Genomic DNA, 17,591 nt, shown 5'->3' on the forward strand with positions numbered 1-17,591 from the left:
GTTGAACAGGGACAAAATGTTTGGATGGAAGTCAGTTAACTGCTACCATATTTGCACCGGAACCAGTATGTCCAGCAGTGTAAAACAAAACACTACTACGCTTAGGGTACCGTTTAAATTGAAAAAAGCCACTCCAGCCCGGCTCAGGTCATCCGGGGTAACCAGTTTATGCTGGTAAAAAAGTAGTGTTACCGCTATGGTAAGGCCAGTCATATAAAAAACACCCAGATGAAGTATTATACCCACCGCCAGGAACAGTAAAGGGGCTATTATATGGAAAACGGTGGATATCCTTAGCGAACTGGCGATACCGAACCGGGATGGAATGGAGTGGATACCGTATTTCCGGTCAAAATGATAGTCGTCACAGGCATATATTATATCAAAGCCCGCCACCCAGAACAGTACACCCAGACCCAGCAAAACTGGTGCAGCATGGAACTGGCCGGAAATGGCAATCCAGGCTCCCAAAGGGGCAAGCCCCAGGGTTAACCCCAACCACAAGTGGCATGTCCAGGTAAAACGTTTGGTAAAGGAATAAAACGACAGCGCCGCCACGGCCACAGGAAACAGGCGAAAAGCCAGCGGCGACAGCTGGTACGCGGCATACAGCAAAAGGGCAAAGGAAAGCAGTGTGTAAAACCACACCTCTCCCACTGATAACAGCCCCTTGGGTAGAGCGCGGTTGGCCGTGCGGGGATTTTTGGCATCAATATGCCGGTCGATAATCCGGTTCAGCGACATGGCCGCCGTGCGGGCACCTACCATGGCCAGGGTTATCCAAAGCAAATCGCCGGCGCTGGGCACTTTTTTAGCCACCAGCAATGCGCCCATGTATGCAAAGGGCAATGCAAATATAGTGTGTTCAAACCGGATCATTTCCAGAAAAACTTTGGTTTTATTTGGTATTGCCAAGGCCATAACTCTGCCACTTCCTATTTACTAGTTCCTTAATTTCCGGCGACATGACAATATCAGGGGGCCACTGGCGCGGGTGACCCTCCGATGCGTTCTTTATGGTGGCATCAATGCCCATTTTGGATCCGTAATGAGGCAGCGGTGATGAATGGTCCAGGGCGTCCAGCGGCCCGTCCACCATCAGCACGTCCCGTCGTGGATCAATATTATTGAATACGCGCCACATTACCTCGGAGGTATTATGCACATTGACATCGGCATCCACAACAATGATTAGTTTGGCCAGCATCATTAGCCCCATGCCCCACATTGCACACATTACCTTTTTAGCCTGGCCGGGGTATTTTTTATGGATGGAAACAATTACACAATTATGGAAAACGCCTTCAGGAGGCATATTCATGTCCACTACTTCCGGCATCATCATGCGCATAAGCGGTAAAAATATACGCTCGGTGGCCTTGCCCAGGTAAGCGTCTTCCATAGGCGGCCGGCCGACGATTGTGGCGGGATAAATAGGTTTTTTACGTTGGGTAATACAGGTCAGGTGGAATACCGGATACTGGTCTGCCAGCGAATAGTATCCGGTGTGGTCCCCAAAGGGCCCTTCCAACCGGGTTTCAGAGGGGTCGACATACCCTTCCAGAATAATTTCGGCCCTGGCCGGCACCTCCAGGTCCACCGTTTCGCATTTGACCAGCTCCACCGGTTCTTTACGCAAAAAGCCCGCCAGCAACAGTTCGTCAATGCCGTGGGGCATAGGCGCGGTGGCGGCGTATATGGTAGCCGGGTCGGCACCAAGGGCAACGGCCACGGGCATTTTGTCACCCCTTAGCCGATAATGCTCTGCGGCGTCCTTATGGATATGCCAGTGCATTCCAGTTGTTTGGTGGTCAAAAACCTGCATCCGGTACATACCCAAGTTGCGGCGGCCTGTCACCGGGTCTTTGGTAAACACAAGAGGCAGTGTGATAAAAGGCCCGCCGTCCTCGGGCCAGCAGTGCAGTACCGGTAGGTGGGCCAGGGACGGCTTATCTTTGATGATTATTTCTTTGCATGGGCCGGTTCGCACGTGTTTGGGCAGAAATGACGATAGCTGGGCCAGCTTGGGAAGTGCTTTAAATTTATCAATTAAGGTGGTGGGCAGCTCAGGCGGCTGAATTATTTTAATTAATTCGTCACCAATTTGGTCCAGCGTATCCACCTCCAGCGCCAGCTGCATTCTGTCCATAGAGCCGAAAGCATTGATTAAAACGGGCATATTATAGCCCTTGACGTTTTCAAACAATAAGGCGGGGCCACCCTGTTTGCTCACCCGGTCGGTAATTTCAGTTATTTCAAGGCGGACATCCACTTCAGTGGTGATTCTTTTTAAAAGCCCTTTTTGGTCCAATATATCTAGGAAGGCATGTAAATCGGGATAGGCCAATTTAAACCCCCGCTTTCCTTGAATTTAGCTACTATATTAATGTTATCTTATACAACCATGCGTTCGGTTGCGGTGTTTTCCGTGGCGAATAAACCAAGTAAATCCCGAAGGCTCTCTTTATCTTTACCAGATGGCAGCTGTTTTAAAATAAGCTCGGCCTTAGCGACATAGTCATTGATTTGCTTTGTTGATGCACCCCTTGACAGTAGCCCGAAAGCCATGCCCAGGTTAAGGCCAAACTGATAAAGTTTGTCTTTAATGGCTTTGTCGGCACCTGCCAAATCGGCTCCGAGATAGGTACCGCAGGCCATCAGTTCGGCACTTTCGCCGCGGATAACCTCATTATACGCCAGCGGATCGGTAATGGCCAGGTCCGGGTTTTTCAAAATCTTAACTCCGTTTTTATTAATGGTGCATATAAGCTCCGCCATGTTTTTGAGGTAGTGTACGATACCAGCGTCGCATAGGGTGGTAAAGAATTTACCGTACAAGTAATCACCCACCAGCACGGGAAACTGGTAACCGGTGCGAATATCCACCGGTTTTTCATGGCCAGTGTCGTCTTCCGATAATTTTATATGCACCTGGGAGGCCATAAAAATAAACTGCAGCACAGCAGCCAGGGCAACGGCCTGCCGGTTGGGCGGGCAAAACAGACGGTGACAAATAAGTACCAGCGCGGGTCTTAAATTGATATATAGATAGTTAAAATCCTGTTTAACGTAATCCCTAATATTACTTGTTCTGATCAAAAAATTTTTGTTAATCAACTTGTGCACTTGTTCCAGATCATCGCTGATATGTTGAAAAATATGCATTTGCGGGGGCAGCCTCCTTTGCTTAAACAATAATATATTCGGTGCTGCGATAAAATTTCCTTCCCTCGGCTTATTATAATTGTTATGAAAAAGCAATGACCTTGCGTTTGTTTGTCAAACAGCAAGGCCATGCTAATCTTCACTTAAGTTGGTACTAATAAAAATCCCTCCTAAAGATTTACGGCTTCCTGATGTGGTATATCAGGAAGGATACCCCGTTTTGTCTCTTTAGCTGTGAGATGCTTGGCGCAGAATTGCTCGGTTAAGAAATTGCACGCATCCCAGGGATCCACCTTGTCCCCACAGGTAAAAACATCAACAGCTGCATAACCCAGCTCCGGCCAGGTGTGAATGGCCAAATGTGATTCGGATATTACGACCACTCCGCTGACCCCCTGCGGGCTGAATTTATGGAATACAAATTCTCTTACCTCGGCGCCTGCCTCAAGGGCTGCGTTTACCATAATTTTTTCAACTTTGCCGATGTCATTGAGAATATCGTATTCACATCCATAGATTTCAGCTAGTACATGGCGGCCCAAAGGTTTCATTCTAATTATCTTCCCCCTTTTACTTGTCGATTTATATTGGTCTGCAGCGGTTAAATAGAACTTGCCGTATTCCAATCAAACTCAATTTTAGCATAAAATCTTGTAATGTCAACAATATTTTATGTGTGTTGTGATTTGCTTTAATTAGGACTGCTTTTTAACGAGATACCTTTGGTTTGCACAGTTTTGCTCATTGGTTTAATGAATAATTTAGATCATTGCACATGGGGAAGCCGTGTGCGGATGACCAGATAGAGGAGCGGTGGGGCACCAAAGATCATAGCGGTGGCCGCAGCCACTACACCGGAGTCATTTACAATTAACGCTATAATACTGGCAGCTGTTACACCGATAAAACCTTTAAACATATCATTATAATTGGAATGGATATGCTGCATGACCCCCACCGGCCGGTAAAACAAGATTACCAAACTAGCCAGGCTGGCCAGGAAAACCCGGCTCCAAATGGTGTATTTGATTAGTTTAATGTTCATGCTTATTTTACGATAAATAATATTGATTATTTCTCCCGGACCGTTTTGTAAAATAAGGCTGGCCGTGCGGCCAATATGTGACTGGCTTTCCAGCGGCCTTTGCAAATCGTAGATAATTAGTAGCAGCAAAAGCAGACCGACGCTGGAAGCCGTTTTTAAGATAGTCTTAAAATTAAATTTAACACCTGCCAGCAATAAAAAGGTAACTAGAAATGCAAAAGCCCCCGCCAGTGACCCGCCGACGTTGGTGCCCTTTTCCGGGGCTGCGATGGCGTATAAAGTAATAAAGTAGTACAGGCCAATGCCGGCTAAAATTGCTTTGCGTTGGCAGGTGCCCAGACGGGTAATCAGAGCAGTGGTGCCTATGATGGTGGAACCGGTCAGCACGCCCATGTACTCGTTGCCAATGCCGTAAAACCTGGCCCCCGCTATTGGGTCATAGCCCAGCAGCGAATTCTTCTGTAGCGGTGCTCCCAGGAAAAGATCAACGACAATAAACAGTGACGTTAATAGACTTATTATGATAAATGCGTCTAAATCGTTGGCCTGGTTTTCCTGCCATAAAATAATTGCTGACGTAATAAACAAGGTTAAAGCAATTACTTCCAGTACCAGCATTGTCAGGGTACCGTGGGGTAACAGTGTAACCAGCAGTAAGGCCACGGGTGCGGCCATCACCGCCAGCAGCAGCGGTTTTAATACCGGCAGTAATATATTTATGCGGGGCATGAAAACGGCTGCCAGGGACATTAGAACCAGTATAAGCAGCGCCAGTACATAATTATGCAGTACCGGAGAGCGGGACTGGGAGGTTTGCTCCAATTGCCCGTACAGCGAAGATAATCTGGTTACATTTTGATCAGTGCCAATAACCTGCATAGAGCGGCCATACATTAATGACGGAGTGTCTAAATTATAAAAATCCAGTACCGTGGGTGCCAGGTCAGTGTTTCTGATTATCCCGGGACGCCGGGTGGTAGGCGAAGTTAATAAGCCTGACTCGATGGAGCGACCTATGGCCATCACGGGGGTGATATAGTTGGTGCTGGGTACAAAGTTTCCCCGTGGCGTCGGTGAAACAAGCAGCAGCAGATCCTGTTCTTTATCCATTTGTTCCAGCAATCGGGTTACCAAAGAGGTCATCCGGGCCAGGGTTTCGCGGCGATTATCCTGTATTATGCTTTCTTCCAGGAAATTACCTAATATATCCAAGCGCTCCAAGTCGCCCAGCTCTACCACGGTAAAACCAGGGTTTTTCCGGTGTTTTGTAATTAAAGGCAGCAACTTGTCGTAATCAGTACGCACTCCCCCTGGAAAGGAAGGATCATTGATTAATAGATTATCACTCACGTCGCCGCTCTGGACCAGGCCGTCTTTATTCATAGCCAATGCAACTGCCGGACGGGCGGATTTTTCGCTGTTGTCAGCGTTACCCAGTATGGATACCGCAACATGGTTATCCTGTAGTACAGTGCCCAGCAAGCCGGGGATGGCCGAATATCGATTGGCTTCACTTATCTTTTTAATCCGGGCTATATCCAGCTGCAGCACGGCACCATCCGGTGCAATAAACCCGGTTCTTTGCAGGAATATTTCATTGGCCGGAACGCCCTGTAGTAATTCCCATTCACATAGTCCATGGGTTCCGGTGCCCGAGGCATTGATGGGAGCTCCGGCACCTATAGAGGCATAGGTATTGTCTGCTATTAAACCACCTTCTACCCCAACACTCATCAGTCCAAGGGCGGCTGAATCTGTAATTTCATCAAACAGGTCCGGGTGATCAGCCATGTCTTGCAAAGTTAGCCGGTCAACTGTCACCATGTAAACATGGCCCGGCTCAGGGGCATATTCAATTGGTTCGGGCCGGGGTAGACCAAAACCATACACGGAAGGCACCGTTGGGTATTCGGCTGTATCGGATGGCCACAATGCGCAGGTTATGATCGTTATTATGGATATCAGCAGTATGGCCCAGAGGTGCAATCTTTTCACGCATGCTGTTCCTTTCATTAAAATAACATCATTAATTATAGCTAAATTACAGGCGGTTGGCTAGTGAACTGGTCAAAAATTCCGTTACTACGGCAAATTATCATGCAGCTTTGAACCTTTCAACTTTACCAAGACCTGGTATAAAAGAAAAGCACGGCTAATTAAGCAGTAGCCGTGCTTTGGTTGGATAGTATTTAATTAACGGTTATGGCATCTGTAGGACATCCCTCGGCGGCCTCTGATGCCTGGTCCTCCAATTCATTGGGTATTTCATCCACTGTGGAATGGGCTTTTTCCTCATCGTTCCATTCAAAGACATCCGGGCAGGTATCTATACAAGCCCCGCAGCTGATACAAAGGTCCTGATCTACTTCTGCATGCATTTGTGATGCACCTCCGGCAAAATTATTGCTAAAACGGTAATAGTTTATCACTTTTTTAACATATTATGCCTGTTAGATGCGATTTTTATAATTTTACATTAGTACATAGAAAAACCGAAAAGATTTGGGCAATTACTTTTTCCTGCTATAATATTATTTAACAAAATTAAACCACTCAATTGCGCGCTCAATAGCGATTTAAGGAAGGAACGGTGGTAAAAGTGTCCAGCAAAACAGGTGACCAGGCTAAAAGGAAGTTGCTTATGTTTTTAATCTTTGCGCCGGGGATTTTTTTTATTGTTTACTGGCTGGCTACTATCCAAACCAGCGACCGGGTTGGGGGTGGGGAAGTAGATATACCGGAGTGTTATGTGTTGTTGGGGCAGCAGGTTGATGTCCAAGGGGAACGTTATGTGGCCCAGGGGGGTGAAATAATCTTTACTGACAGGGTGGATTTATCAAATAACGTAGCAGTTGCGGAACCTGGTCGTGTATTTGTGGGATTGGCTCTTGTCACCGGCGCTGATGTGGAAAGTAACAATGTACGATTAATTGATACTCTGGGAGAGATCTATAGTCCTTTGCATGTGGACAAGACCGTGGTAGCCCGTAATTTCGAGTTGCCGGACAGTGAAGGTTATCTTTATATGTTCAAGGTAAATACCAGGCCAGATCACTACTTTATTCAAGTGAATGAAAATGCGCGTTTGACCTGGCGGTTTGATAATAGTTACCAAAGGTAGCCCAATTCGTAACCATAATCAGGTTATGGATTTATTTAACTGATTGCAATAGCAAAAGGACCCCGGTAGTAAGCACCCGGGTCCTTTTTATTTAGGGATACAATTTTGAATTGATACCTTTTAATTAACCATTAAATTAAACAGATTCGTACTGGTTGTTTGCTTGTGAAACACCAATGCTTTTAATTTCTTTATCATGAATGTAATATGTGGCACCGCAGTTGAAACAGTTGTATGAGCCGATGTGTTTCAGCGTTTGGTCAGTTTGGCCACAGGATGGGCAGGTAAAGGTTCTAACCTCATACAGGGAACCAAACACCAGCATGAAAAATCCTACCACGCCGGCCAATGCCCCACCTATGGCACTAGCTAAACCCACTGGTGCGCCGGCTACAACTGCCGTTAACCAGCCGGAAAAGCCCACGGTCAATACTACAAAAATAAAAGCCACTACCCGTGCCCCGGACAGAGCTCCCCCCTGGCCAGGGGCTTTTAAACGCGGACTTGCCATAATACTATCCCTCCTTTTACAATTAGCTATATATTATAATAACACTTTATATTTTATTTCTGCAAAGAAATAATTAATCCTCTATCAAATTATACCTGCTTCATAAATTTACTATTCCAACCTAAGTGGAGGGGTTGAAGAACAAAAAATAGTTGACCATAATATAAATATCTATATAATTATATATATAGATAATAAATTAAAGGGGGAATATATTAATGAAAGTTCACGAAGCCATATTACGCAGGACAAATCTGCAAGCTTACACCTGGGTGATGCTGCCGGTGGTGGCCATCGGTGGCTGGTTTTATACCCCGCTGGGGTTCTTGCTGTTCGGGTGCATGATTGGAGCGGTGGGTGTTTCATTTTTCCGGGGCCGTAACTGGTGTGATTGGATGTGTCCACGGGGTGCTTTTTTGGATTTATTTCTCAGACCCATTAGTCGGAAAATCACCATACCCGCCTTTTTTAGGCATGAAGCGGTGCGCTCATTTATGCTGCTGTTGATCTTTATTGTTATCGGTGTACAGTTTTACCTGGCCTGGGGCGACCTGCAGGCCATGGGGTTGGCCCTGGTCAGGGTGTTGACTATTACCACGGTGGTGGGCATATTGCTTGGTTGGGGTATTCATCCCCGTACCTGGTGTCACATCTGCCCTATGGGTACGGTGGCACATTGGATTGCCCGGCGCCAAAAACCGCTGCAAACCGGTAGTAGCTGTGTATCCTGCGGCATTTGCACTAAAGTCTGCCCCATGCAGCTGGCCCCCAATGAATTTAGCGATCATAACTTGGAATACAGCGATTGCTTGAGATGTTCTTCATGTGTGTACAGCTGTCCTAAGATGGCGCTGTCCTTTGAAAATAATGTAAACAGGACGGAGTCTTATCAAAAGGCGTCCTGATTTTTCTCTGGAATAAACTGAATAATACTGGCAAATAGTTTAAAAAATATTATTATTTGTCACTTAAAAGGTAGATTCATATTAATAACAAGAGCCGCTGCATATGATTTTTAAGCAGCGGCTCTTGGCATTGGTTGATTATGTGAGTATTAAGTTAATAGTCCCCAACGTAATACCTGGGCACTCGGCAATTAACCGCGCACAATACCTCGTAATTAATTGTGCCTATTTTTTCGGCGATATCATCCGCTGTTATCTCATTATTGCCTTGACGACCCAGCAATACCACCTCTTCCCCCGTCTCAACGTCCGGTATGTGCCCTGCGTCCACCATGAACTGGTCCATGCAGATGCGCCCGATTACAGGTGCCCGCTGGCCGCGGATTAGCACTTCACCTTTGGAGGAAAGCAGCCTGCTGTAGCCGTCGGCGTAGCCCGCCGGTATGGTGACCACTACTGTTGGGGTAGGAGTGATATGGGTCACTCCGTAACTGATACCGAAGCCGGCGGGCACGTGCTTAACGTGGGCCACCCTGGCTTTGACGGTCATCACGGGCTGCAGGCTGGTGCCATCTTTGGCTGTTTCATTGGAAGGGTAGATGCCATAAATGGCAATACCGGCCCGCACCATGTCCAGGTGGGTCTCGGGCATATCCAGCAGCGCTGCGCTGTTCGCCGCATGTCTACAGGGAAAGGTAATTCCTTCCCGGGCAAGCAGGTCTAAAAATTCTTGAAAACTATGCCACTGACTATAGGCATAGCTTTTGTCACGGCAATCTGCAGACGCAAAATGAGTAAAGATGCCATCTAGTTCCAGGTTGGGCATCCTGGCGATATCTGTGATATTCTTTATCCCATCGTTATCCGGGAAAAAGCCCAGCCGGCCCATGCCAGTGTCCACTTTAATATGCACGTGTGCTTTTTTACCAGCCTGGGTGGCCATCTTAGACAGTTCCCGGGCAGTTTGTACGCTGTAAATGGTTTGTGTTAGGTTATATTCCAATATAAGATGATAATCTTCCGGTATGGTATAGCCCAGCACCAGAACCGGGGCATCAATACCCTCTTCCCGAAGTTCAGTCCCTTCGCTGGCCCGGGCCACGCCCAGACGGGTAGCTCCATTGGCCAGGGCGATTCTGGCTACCCTGGGGGCACCATGACCGTAGGCGTTGGCTTTGACTACCGCCATAAGCTCAGCCTGTGGGCTGGCTATGTTCCTTAGCTGTTTGATATTGTGGGCCAGTGCTCCGATGTTAATCTCCGACCATACCGGTGCATGGTAAATCATGTCGTACCTCCGTGAAAATGGATGTGCATTAACTTTTGCAATTTTATTCTACTGTCTTCAGTACTGAAGGCAGATGCTCAAGCAAGTCCCCAGCCAAAAGGCTGGCCATGCCTTTATCACGGGCGGCGGCGTCTCCTGCCAGTCCGTGCAGGTAGACCCCGGCGGCTGCGGCAGGTAGCGCCTGCATACCCTGGGCCAAAAGGCCGGCGATGATGCCGGTCAGCACATCTCCCGAGCCACCGGCAGCCATGCCCGGGTTACCAGTGTTATTAATATATATGGAACCATCCGGGCCGGCTACTACTGTACCTGCGCCCTTTAGAACCACCACGGCACCCCATTGCGTGGCTTTGGTAGCTGCTACGCCAAGCCGGTTATTTTGTATTTGGGGGATAGTACGCCCCGTTAGCCGTGCCATTTCACCCGGGTGGGGGGTAAGCACCAGGTCGGGCTGTACTGCGGCAAACAGTTCGGTTTTGCCTGCCAGCGCGTTTAAGGCATCGGCATCCAGCACACATGGAATTTTTATATGCAAAAGGATTTCCTTGATTAAATCTGTAACGTCTTCACCGGTACCCAGTCCCGGGCCCAGGGCCAGCACATCGCTATTGGACGCGCGGCTTAATATACTCTCCAGCGCCGATTTGCTGATTATGCCCCGGTCGGTCTGGGGCAACGGGAAAGTCATCACCTCGGTTAATTTGGACTCGGCAATGTCGTGGATGCCAGTTGGCACGCCAAGGGTGACCAGCCCGGCACCCGACCGGGCTGCTGCTTGGGACGCCAACACTGCAGCCCCGGACATGCCCCGGGAACCGGCAATCACCAGCACTCGCCCGAAATTACCCTTATGCTCGTTACCTGTACGCTTGGGCCACCAACCCCGCACCAACTGGTCGGTAATTAAATAACGGTTGCCTCCTGCGCTGCTGCCGTCTCCTGTGCTCGCGCCCATGTTTTTATTATGCTTATTAATTCCTGGGCCTTTACCTCCCTTGCCATCTTCAACACATGTGCTTTTGACCATGCCCTTACCTTTGCCGGCATTTACTTCATCGCTGGTTTTACCGGTGATGCTTCTATCTCCGTATATAGTTTCACTTGCGGTCACCGTAGCGGGAATGGATATATCTACTACATGAAGCTCCCCTACGTATTGACGCGCTATGGGCAGCACTAGACCCAGCTTAGGTATCGCAAAGGTTACCGTATTTTTGGCTATAATGCACGGGCCGTTGGCCCGGCCGGTATCGGCTTCCAGGCCCGAGGGGATGTCTACAGCCACCACAGGTTTGCCACATGCGTTAATAGCCTCAATAATGGGTACCATTTGATCGGGCACCGTTCCCTTAAATCCAGTACCATATAAAGCATCCACTACCAGGTCGGCCTTCATTAACGCCAGCCGGACCAGGTTGACGTCATTATTTTTATTTACCTGGTAGATCCTCTGCCCCATCTTGCGCCAGATATTTAAATTAATAAGTGCATCTCCCTTAATTTTTTCTGCTTCCGTGGCCAGGAGAACCTGTACCTTAGCACCCCGGTTATGTAGATGTCGGGCCACCACAAAGCCATCGCCACCGTTGTTTCCCTTGCCGGCAAAAACTATTATGGTGCTTTGAGTAAGGTTTTCCAGCAGCGAAACAACTACTTCCGCCACCTTAATCCCGGCATTTTCCATTAGCACGACGCCAGGTATGCCGTATTCCTTGATGGCTATTTGGTCCATTGCGCCCATTTCTTGCGCAGTTACCAGTCGCAATTTAATCACTCTCCTTGCGTATTGCAGTGGCAAATGCCACCGCACGTCCCCGGTCGTGGGAAATGGACAGCAATACGCCGCCCACTTGCCCAACCAGGGCATGTTGTTCTGCCGCGCCGGTGAGCACCACTTGCACCGGCTGGTTGCCGCCGCCTCGGATTTCTACTTCGTGCCAGGTCGTAACTCCGGAGCCCAGGGCCTTGAAAACCGCTTCTTTAGCGGCGAACCGCGCGGCTAGACAGGGCCAGGGGTTGCGGCGGCGCATGCAAAAAGCAATTTCCCCCGGTGTAAAAACACGGTCTAGGAACCGTTTCCCACGGCGGGCAGCTTTTTCTATCCTGGCAATTTCTATTATATCAGTGCCAATGCCAGTTATCCCATGTTACATCACAACTCTTTTCAAAATAAATTTAATTATACATGTGCCCGTCAAAAAATTCCACGCAGTAAAATGTAAAACCTGCCTGTTAGCAGGTTAAATAGAATTTATTTGAATCTATACAGCGGTGGTTAAATGCAAGTCTTGAATTTTATTGCTCAAAAGGCCTGTCAAATTCGCCGTTTAATTTAAAGTTAACCCACTCAGGAAAGGATACACCGGTGCTGGCATAGAAATCGCTTTCCCGGGCCGCCTGCTCCGCTTTTATTTTTAAAAAATCGCGTACCGCTCCTTTATAAGATCTGAAAATTTCCTGCTCTATAATCCCTTCTTCTATCAGCAATACACGCAAGGCCAGGTTTTCTTCCTCCAGTGTCTTAAGCCGGCTAAACAACTCAATAAACATCAGACGGGTAATATCTTCATCAATTGTACGATTAACATCACCCAACATCGCCCATATTTTTTTATCACTGAGCATTTCCCAAACTACCTGCATAAAACTATACCTCCGTTCATTGTTATCCAGGGAAGCATAGAAAATGCTCAAATCTTTTCTTTCTCGTTCACTAAGCATTTATGTTTGCCTTTATGCTTCCCTTGCTGTAACAGAATTTGTTTACATGTTATATTTTTAACTGGTAATCTGATTTGTATACGTAAGGTATAATGCCGTAGGTTTAGAAAAAGCTCAATTTAGTGCAAACCGCGACAGTAAGCCCTTAGACACATGTTTTCTTTCATTAACTAATGTTATTCGTGTGTTTCTCAAATTAAGAAAAGACCTTCTCTACTGGAAGGTCTTTTAAAATCCCAATATTTTGCGCAGCTTTTTGGCCTGGGCTCTACTTACGGGTACTTCGCTGTGTTCTTTGTCTTCTACAACTAGATTGTAAGTGCCATTAAAAAAGGGCACGATTTCCTTAACCTTGTGTAGGTTGACCAGGTAGCAGCGGTGGGTGCGAAAGAAAACCTGGGGATTGAGCCTGGCCTCCAGTTCTTTTAAAGTAAAGCGGGTCATCAGTTTATCGTTATGGGTTTTAATGTAGATATAATCCTGTTCGGTAAAGGCGTAAAAAATATCTGACTCAGCTACCAAAACGGTTTTACCCGTCTTTTCCGCAGGGATGCGGTCTATTTTAATCTGGGAAGGTCCTGATTTTGCCCGGTTGTTTTCCTGTGGCATGTTTTCTTCATTACCAGCGGCCACTTCCTGATAAGCCTTTATTACTTTGTCAATGGCTTTTTTGAGTCGACCAGGTTCTACCGGCTTTAGAAGGTAATCCACTGCATTGACCTCGAAAGCTTTTAAGGCATACTCATCATAGGCTGTTATGAATATCACCTGGGGCGGTTTCGGCAGTTCCTGGATGGCCGCACCCAGTTCCAGTCCCGTCATGCCCGGCATGGATACATCTAAGAAAAGCACCTGATAATCCAGCGCCTTGACCAGGGCCAGGGCCTCCTGAGCGTTGGCAGCCTCACCCACTATCTCTATATTGTCAAATTTGCTTAAGAGGAAGCGTAACTCCTGGCGTGCAGGGTATTCATCATCAACTATCAATGCTTTTAGCTTCATTTGTCTCCCCCTCTCTTTCCAGTGTGTTATACGACAACGGGATTCTAACATATATGGATGTACCTTCACCGGGTACACTGACAATGCGTAGACCATAATCATGGCCATATAATCCCTTGAGCCTTTCATGTACATTGCTGAGGCCCACCCCATTCCCCGAGCCGAAACCCGGGGTAAGTACTTTGGGCTGTAGTTCAATATCGATACCCACGCCGTCATCTCTGACCACAATAAGCATTTCATCTTCATGTTTGCTGGCGGTAATCTGCACTGTACCCTGACCTGGCTTGGGCAGAATGCCATGCTTGATGGCGTTTTCCACCAGTGGTTGAATAGTTAATACCGGTACCTTGCACTCCAGCAGTTCATCGTCTATTTCTCGTACCACCCGCAGTTTATCTCTGAACCTGGCTCGCTCCAGTATTAGATACGTGTTCAGGTATTCCATTTCCTCCTTCAATGTATTAAAGTGCCCGTGTCTTTTTAAAGCGTGGCGGAAGAACGAGGCCAATCGTATTAACAGTCTTCTTGCTGTCTCTGGATTGGTGCGACTGAACATAATAATGGTGTTCAGGGTGTTAAATAAAAAGTGCGGATTAATTTGAGCCTGCAGTGCATCCAGTTCAGCCTTGGTAACCAATTGTGCCTGGCGGTCTACTTCAGCCAGTTCCATTTGCATGCCCAAAAGCTGGGCTACTCCAACCGCCAGTTTAACTACGGCATGGGGCAGCTCACCCTGCTGGGTTTGATAGAGCTTGACGGTGCCCACTAGTTCACCCTTGCATAACAATGGTACAATTACCGCTGATTGCAGCGGGCAGCCCGGCACCGGGCAATCCAACCCATAACCGTCCCGCACTATTTTTATTTCCCCCGTGCGAATTACTTCCTTGGTGGCCAGTGTCATAATAGGAAGTCCTGCCTTGTGATGGTTCGACCCGGCACCGATATAGGCTAATACCTTTTCCCGGTCTGTAATGGCCACCGCTGCAACATCGGCGGTGCGACGGATAATTTCGGCTGTATAGCCGGCGGTTTCTTCATTCAGTCCCCGGCGCAAAATAGGCAGCGTTTCATTAGCAATGCGCAGAGTGGGATCCAGCGGTTCATCAACCGGGTTGTGCCTGTGGCTGTGCCAATGTGTAAAAATATATATTGCAGCCAGCGTGGACAGCAGTGCGGAAAAGGTTAAAAAGGCTACTGCGGCATAAAGCTGCGGCTGCCAAAGGTAAATAGCCGCCAGCGTTATTGCAAAAATGACGCACCAACAAAGTAGAGTTTTGCAGGTAGGACTTTCCATTGACGGCATAACCCTTCCCCCGTAATAAACAATAATCTCAATATTCTAAAATTTGGTTATTCATAATTATTATTCGACAGCATCAAAACTATTCCTGCAGTAATTAATTAAAAAACGTGGGTAGTTATGACAAAATAGGTTGCCAGGCATGTTGTTGCTTCGCACCAAAAGGCAGGCACCTTTTTCAGGTGCCTGCCTTTCTCTTTTGTTGCTGTTTGCAAGATTAAGGAAATTATTCCTTTACTTGCTTGCGGATTTCCTCAACTACTTCCGGGTTAGCCAGGGAAGTGACATCTCCCACATCGCCTTTGTTGGATATCGAGGCCAAAATACGGCGCATAATTTTACCGGAGCGAGTCTTGGGCATATCGGGCACAATATGCACAGCACGCGGCCGTGCGATCTTGCCCACCACTGTGGACACTGCGTTGGAAATCCTGGCGGCAAGTTCATTGCTGGCTGTATAACCGGGCTTCAAAGACACATACAGGTCGGGCACAGTGCCTTTAATTTCATCCTTGGCAGCGATAACTGCTGCTTCAGCGACATCCTCAACCGTAAGAGCGGCGGACTCAATTTCTTTGGTGCCCAGCCGGTGTCCGGCTACGTTTATGACATCGTCCACCCGACCCAGTATCCTTACATAACCGTCACTGGAAACCACGGCGGCGTCGCCCGCCATATATGGCCAATCTCGCCAGTCTTTGCTGTTTTCATCTTTACAATATTTCCGGAAGTATGTGGAAACATAGCGCTCACGGTCTTTCCAAATGGTTTGCATTAGCCCGGGCCAAGGATTACTTATACAGATGTTGCCTGCCTTGCCTGCACCGGCAGGAATTTCGTTCCCCTCATTATCAAAGATCACCGGGTGAATGCCAGGTACACCCGGTCCGGCACTGCCTGGTTTCATGGGGCTGAGGCCAGGTACAGTGCTGCACAAAAAGCCGCCGGTTTCAGTCTGCCACCATGTATCCACGATAGCTGCCCGGCCTTTGCCCACCACGTTGTAATACCATCTCCAAACCTCGGGCTCTATAGGCTCACCTACGGTGGTCATATGCTTGAAATTATAGTTATACTTGGCCGGTTCATCCGGTCCCGCCTTTCTGAGGCCGCGGATGGCCGTGGGGGAGGTATGGAATATATTAACGTCCAGTTCTTCAGCAATTCTCCAAACCCGCCCGGCGTCCGGGTAAGTGGGCAACCCTTCGTAAATAACAGTGCTGGCGGCCACGGCCAGTGGACCATAGACGATAAAAGAGTGGCCAGTGATCCAACCGATGTCTGCCATGCACCAGTATACATCCTCGGGGTGAATATCCTGGATAACTTTGGACATCCAGGCCACATAGGCCAGGTAACCTCCGATGCTGTGCTGTACACCTTTGGGACGGCCAGTTGAGCCACTGGTGTACATCAGGAATAAAATACCCTCGGCCGGCATGGAAACCGGCTCTACCTTAATCCCGGCATACTGTTTTAGCAGATCGTTCATAAAATAGTCCCGGCCTTCGACCATGGGTGTCTTGGATGAAATTTTGCCGGGATAGCGCTGCCAGATCAATACCTTGTCAACTTCCTGGCCTTCTTTTTTAGCCACCTCCACTGCAAGATCACCGATGGCCTTGTGGTCAAGCAATTTGCCGTTGCGGTAGTAGCCGTCCATGGTAATCAGTATGCGGCTCTCAGAGTCCCAAATTCTTTCACCGCAGGCCTGGCCGCTGAAACCCGCAAACACCTGGGAATGGATAATCCCCAACCGGGCACAGGCCAGCATGGTGATGGGCAATTCCGGGGTCATAGGAAGGTGCAGTGTCACCCGGTCGCCTGCTTTCAGCCCACAGAAGTCCCTAAGTACAGCGGCGGTTTCATTAACCCTGCGGTATAATTCCTGGTAGGTCATGTGCACAATGGGCTCATCCTCTGGCTCCGGCACATAGTGGATGGCAGTTTTATTTTTATACTTGGCCAGGTGTCTGTCCACACAGTTATAGCTGGCATTTAGCTTGCCGCCTACGAACCACTTCCAGCACGGTGCATCGCTGGTGTCCAACGTAGTATGCCAGTATTGGTCCCAATCCAGCAAATCAGCAAATTCTTTAAAGCACTCGGGGAAGTTATCCAGGCTGAAACGCTCAAATACCCCCGGATCAGTCATATTGGCTTGACCGATAAAACTAGCCGGTGGTTGAATATACTCTTCTTCTTGCCAGTGTACAGCATAGTGGGCTCCACTATCATTACCGGTTTGGGTCATGATACCAACCTCCTCTATTTATAAATAATTATTTGTAATTAGCACCTAAGGATTTACTTTATGAATAAATGATCAATAAGACCGTTAATATTAAAAACCTGGTAATTGTTGAATATACTTCTTTTTATTAACCCATTAAAATACATAACCACTATATATTTAACAAAAATTGCTTGCATATATTTGTGATAAAAGTGAGTTTTCCGAGTTAATTTTAGATCAACTAAGCACCCCCTTTGAAAGATTTAACAGTTAAAGTTTCAATGAATTAAA

Annotated in this window: 16 protein-coding genes; 2 read left to right on the forward strand and 14 right to left on the reverse strand. The window is 47.7% G+C overall.

All coding sequences use genetic code 11. The features are described from left to right. Positions 1-42 precede the first annotated feature (42 nt). From DESGI_RS10085 to DESGI_RS10110, 6 genes are all read right to left on the reverse strand, one after another. Positions 43-921, reverse strand: a complete 879-nt coding sequence (locus DESGI_RS10085) for a UbiA-like polyprenyltransferase (protein ID WP_006521978.1) — start codon at positions 919-921, stop codon at positions 43-45. Beyond that, positions 899-2,347, reverse strand: a complete 1,449-nt coding sequence (locus tag DESGI_RS10090) for a menaquinone biosynthesis decarboxylase (RefSeq protein ID WP_006521979.1) — start codon at positions 2,345-2,347, stop codon at positions 899-901. The genes DESGI_RS10085 and DESGI_RS10090 overlap by 23 nt, the downstream gene beginning before the upstream one ends. Positions 2,348-2,394: 47 nt before the next feature. After that, positions 2,395-3,165, reverse strand: a complete 771-nt coding sequence (locus tag DESGI_RS10095) for a polyprenyl synthetase family protein (protein ID WP_006521980.1) — start codon at positions 3,163-3,165, stop codon at positions 2,395-2,397. A gap of 170 nt (positions 3,166-3,335) precedes the next feature. Beyond that, positions 3,336-3,716, reverse strand: a complete 381-nt coding sequence (gene speD / locus DESGI_RS10100; RefSeq protein ID WP_006521981.1) for an adenosylmethionine decarboxylase — start codon at positions 3,714-3,716, stop codon at positions 3,336-3,338. A 215-nt stretch (positions 3,717-3,931) separates the two neighbouring features. Then, on the reverse strand, positions 3,932-6,205 hold the full coding sequence (locus DESGI_RS10105) for a hypothetical protein (protein WP_006521982.1): 2,274 nt from the start codon (positions 6,203-6,205) through the stop codon (positions 3,932-3,934). A gap of 194 nt (positions 6,206-6,399) precedes the next feature. Further along, entirely contained in the window at positions 6,400-6,588 is a 189-nt protein-coding gene (locus DESGI_RS10110; protein WP_006521983.1) for a ferredoxin, read from the reverse strand. A 221-nt stretch (positions 6,589-6,809) separates the two neighbouring features. Between DESGI_RS10110 and DESGI_RS10115 the strand changes: the two genes are divergently transcribed. Then, on the forward strand, positions 6,810-7,331 hold the full coding sequence (locus DESGI_RS10115; protein ID WP_157872761.1) for a hypothetical protein: 522 nt from the start codon (positions 6,810-6,812) through the stop codon (positions 7,329-7,331). A 136-nt stretch (positions 7,332-7,467) separates the two neighbouring features. Here DESGI_RS10115 and DESGI_RS23030 read toward each other — a convergent pair whose 3' ends face one another. After that, positions 7,468-7,842 (reverse strand): hypothetical protein, encoded by a 375-nt coding sequence (locus DESGI_RS23030; RefSeq protein ID WP_006521985.1) that lies wholly within the window; start codon positions 7,840-7,842, stop codon positions 7,468-7,470. Positions 7,843-8,060: 218 nt separating this feature from the next. On the opposite strand from DESGI_RS23030, the gene DESGI_RS10125 reads away from it, so the two are divergent. Further along, positions 8,061-8,747 carry a 4Fe-4S binding protein gene (locus DESGI_RS10125; protein WP_006521986.1) on the forward strand — a complete coding sequence of 229 codons (687 nt, stop codon included), beginning with the start codon at positions 8,061-8,063 and terminating at the stop codon, positions 8,745-8,747. A gap of 154 nt (positions 8,748-8,901) precedes the next feature. Here DESGI_RS10125 and alr read toward each other — a convergent pair whose 3' ends face one another. From alr to acs, 7 genes are all read right to left on the reverse strand, one after another. Then, positions 8,902-10,035 carry an alanine racemase gene (gene alr, locus DESGI_RS10130; protein WP_006521987.1) on the reverse strand — a complete coding sequence of 378 codons (1,134 nt, stop codon included), beginning with the start codon at positions 10,033-10,035 and terminating at the stop codon, positions 8,902-8,904. A 43-nt stretch (positions 10,036-10,078) separates the two neighbouring features. Next, positions 10,079-11,809 carry an NAD(P)H-hydrate dehydratase gene (locus DESGI_RS10135; protein ID WP_435050897.1) on the reverse strand — a complete coding sequence of 577 codons (1,731 nt, stop codon included), beginning with the start codon at positions 11,807-11,809 and terminating at the stop codon, positions 10,079-10,081. Then, positions 11,802-12,176: a holo-ACP synthase gene (gene acpS / locus DESGI_RS10140; protein WP_041284845.1), complete on the reverse strand. Its 375-nt coding sequence runs from the start codon at positions 12,174-12,176 to the stop codon at positions 11,802-11,804. Before acpS ends, DESGI_RS10135 begins: the two co-directional genes overlap by 8 nt. 154 nt (positions 12,177-12,330) lie before the next feature. Beyond that, positions 12,331-12,678 carry a hypothetical protein gene (locus DESGI_RS10145; protein WP_041284846.1) on the reverse strand — a complete coding sequence of 116 codons (348 nt, stop codon included), beginning with the start codon at positions 12,676-12,678 and terminating at the stop codon, positions 12,331-12,333. Positions 12,679-12,984: 306 nt separating this feature from the next. Beyond that, complete coding sequence (locus DESGI_RS10150) at positions 12,985-13,758, reverse strand: LytR/AlgR family response regulator transcription factor (RefSeq protein ID WP_006521991.1); 774 nt, start codon at positions 13,756-13,758, stop codon at positions 12,985-12,987. Further along, on the reverse strand, positions 13,733-15,067 hold the full coding sequence (locus DESGI_RS10155; RefSeq protein ID WP_006521992.1) for a histidine kinase: 1,335 nt from the start codon (positions 15,065-15,067) through the stop codon (positions 13,733-13,735). The genes DESGI_RS10150 and DESGI_RS10155 overlap by 26 nt, the downstream gene beginning before the upstream one ends. 223 nt (positions 15,068-15,290) lie before the next feature. Next, a complete protein-coding gene (gene acs, locus DESGI_RS10160) occupies positions 15,291-17,318 on the reverse strand; it encodes an acetate--CoA ligase (RefSeq protein WP_006521993.1) in 2,028 nt (675 codons plus the stop codon). Positions 17,319-17,591: the final 273 nt, after the last annotated feature.

It is taken from the genome of Desulfoscipio gibsoniae DSM 7213 (assembly GCF_000233715.2).
In the GTDB taxonomy this organism is placed as follows: Bacteria; Bacillota; Desulfotomaculia; order Desulfotomaculales; family Desulfallaceae; genus Sporotomaculum; species Sporotomaculum gibsoniae.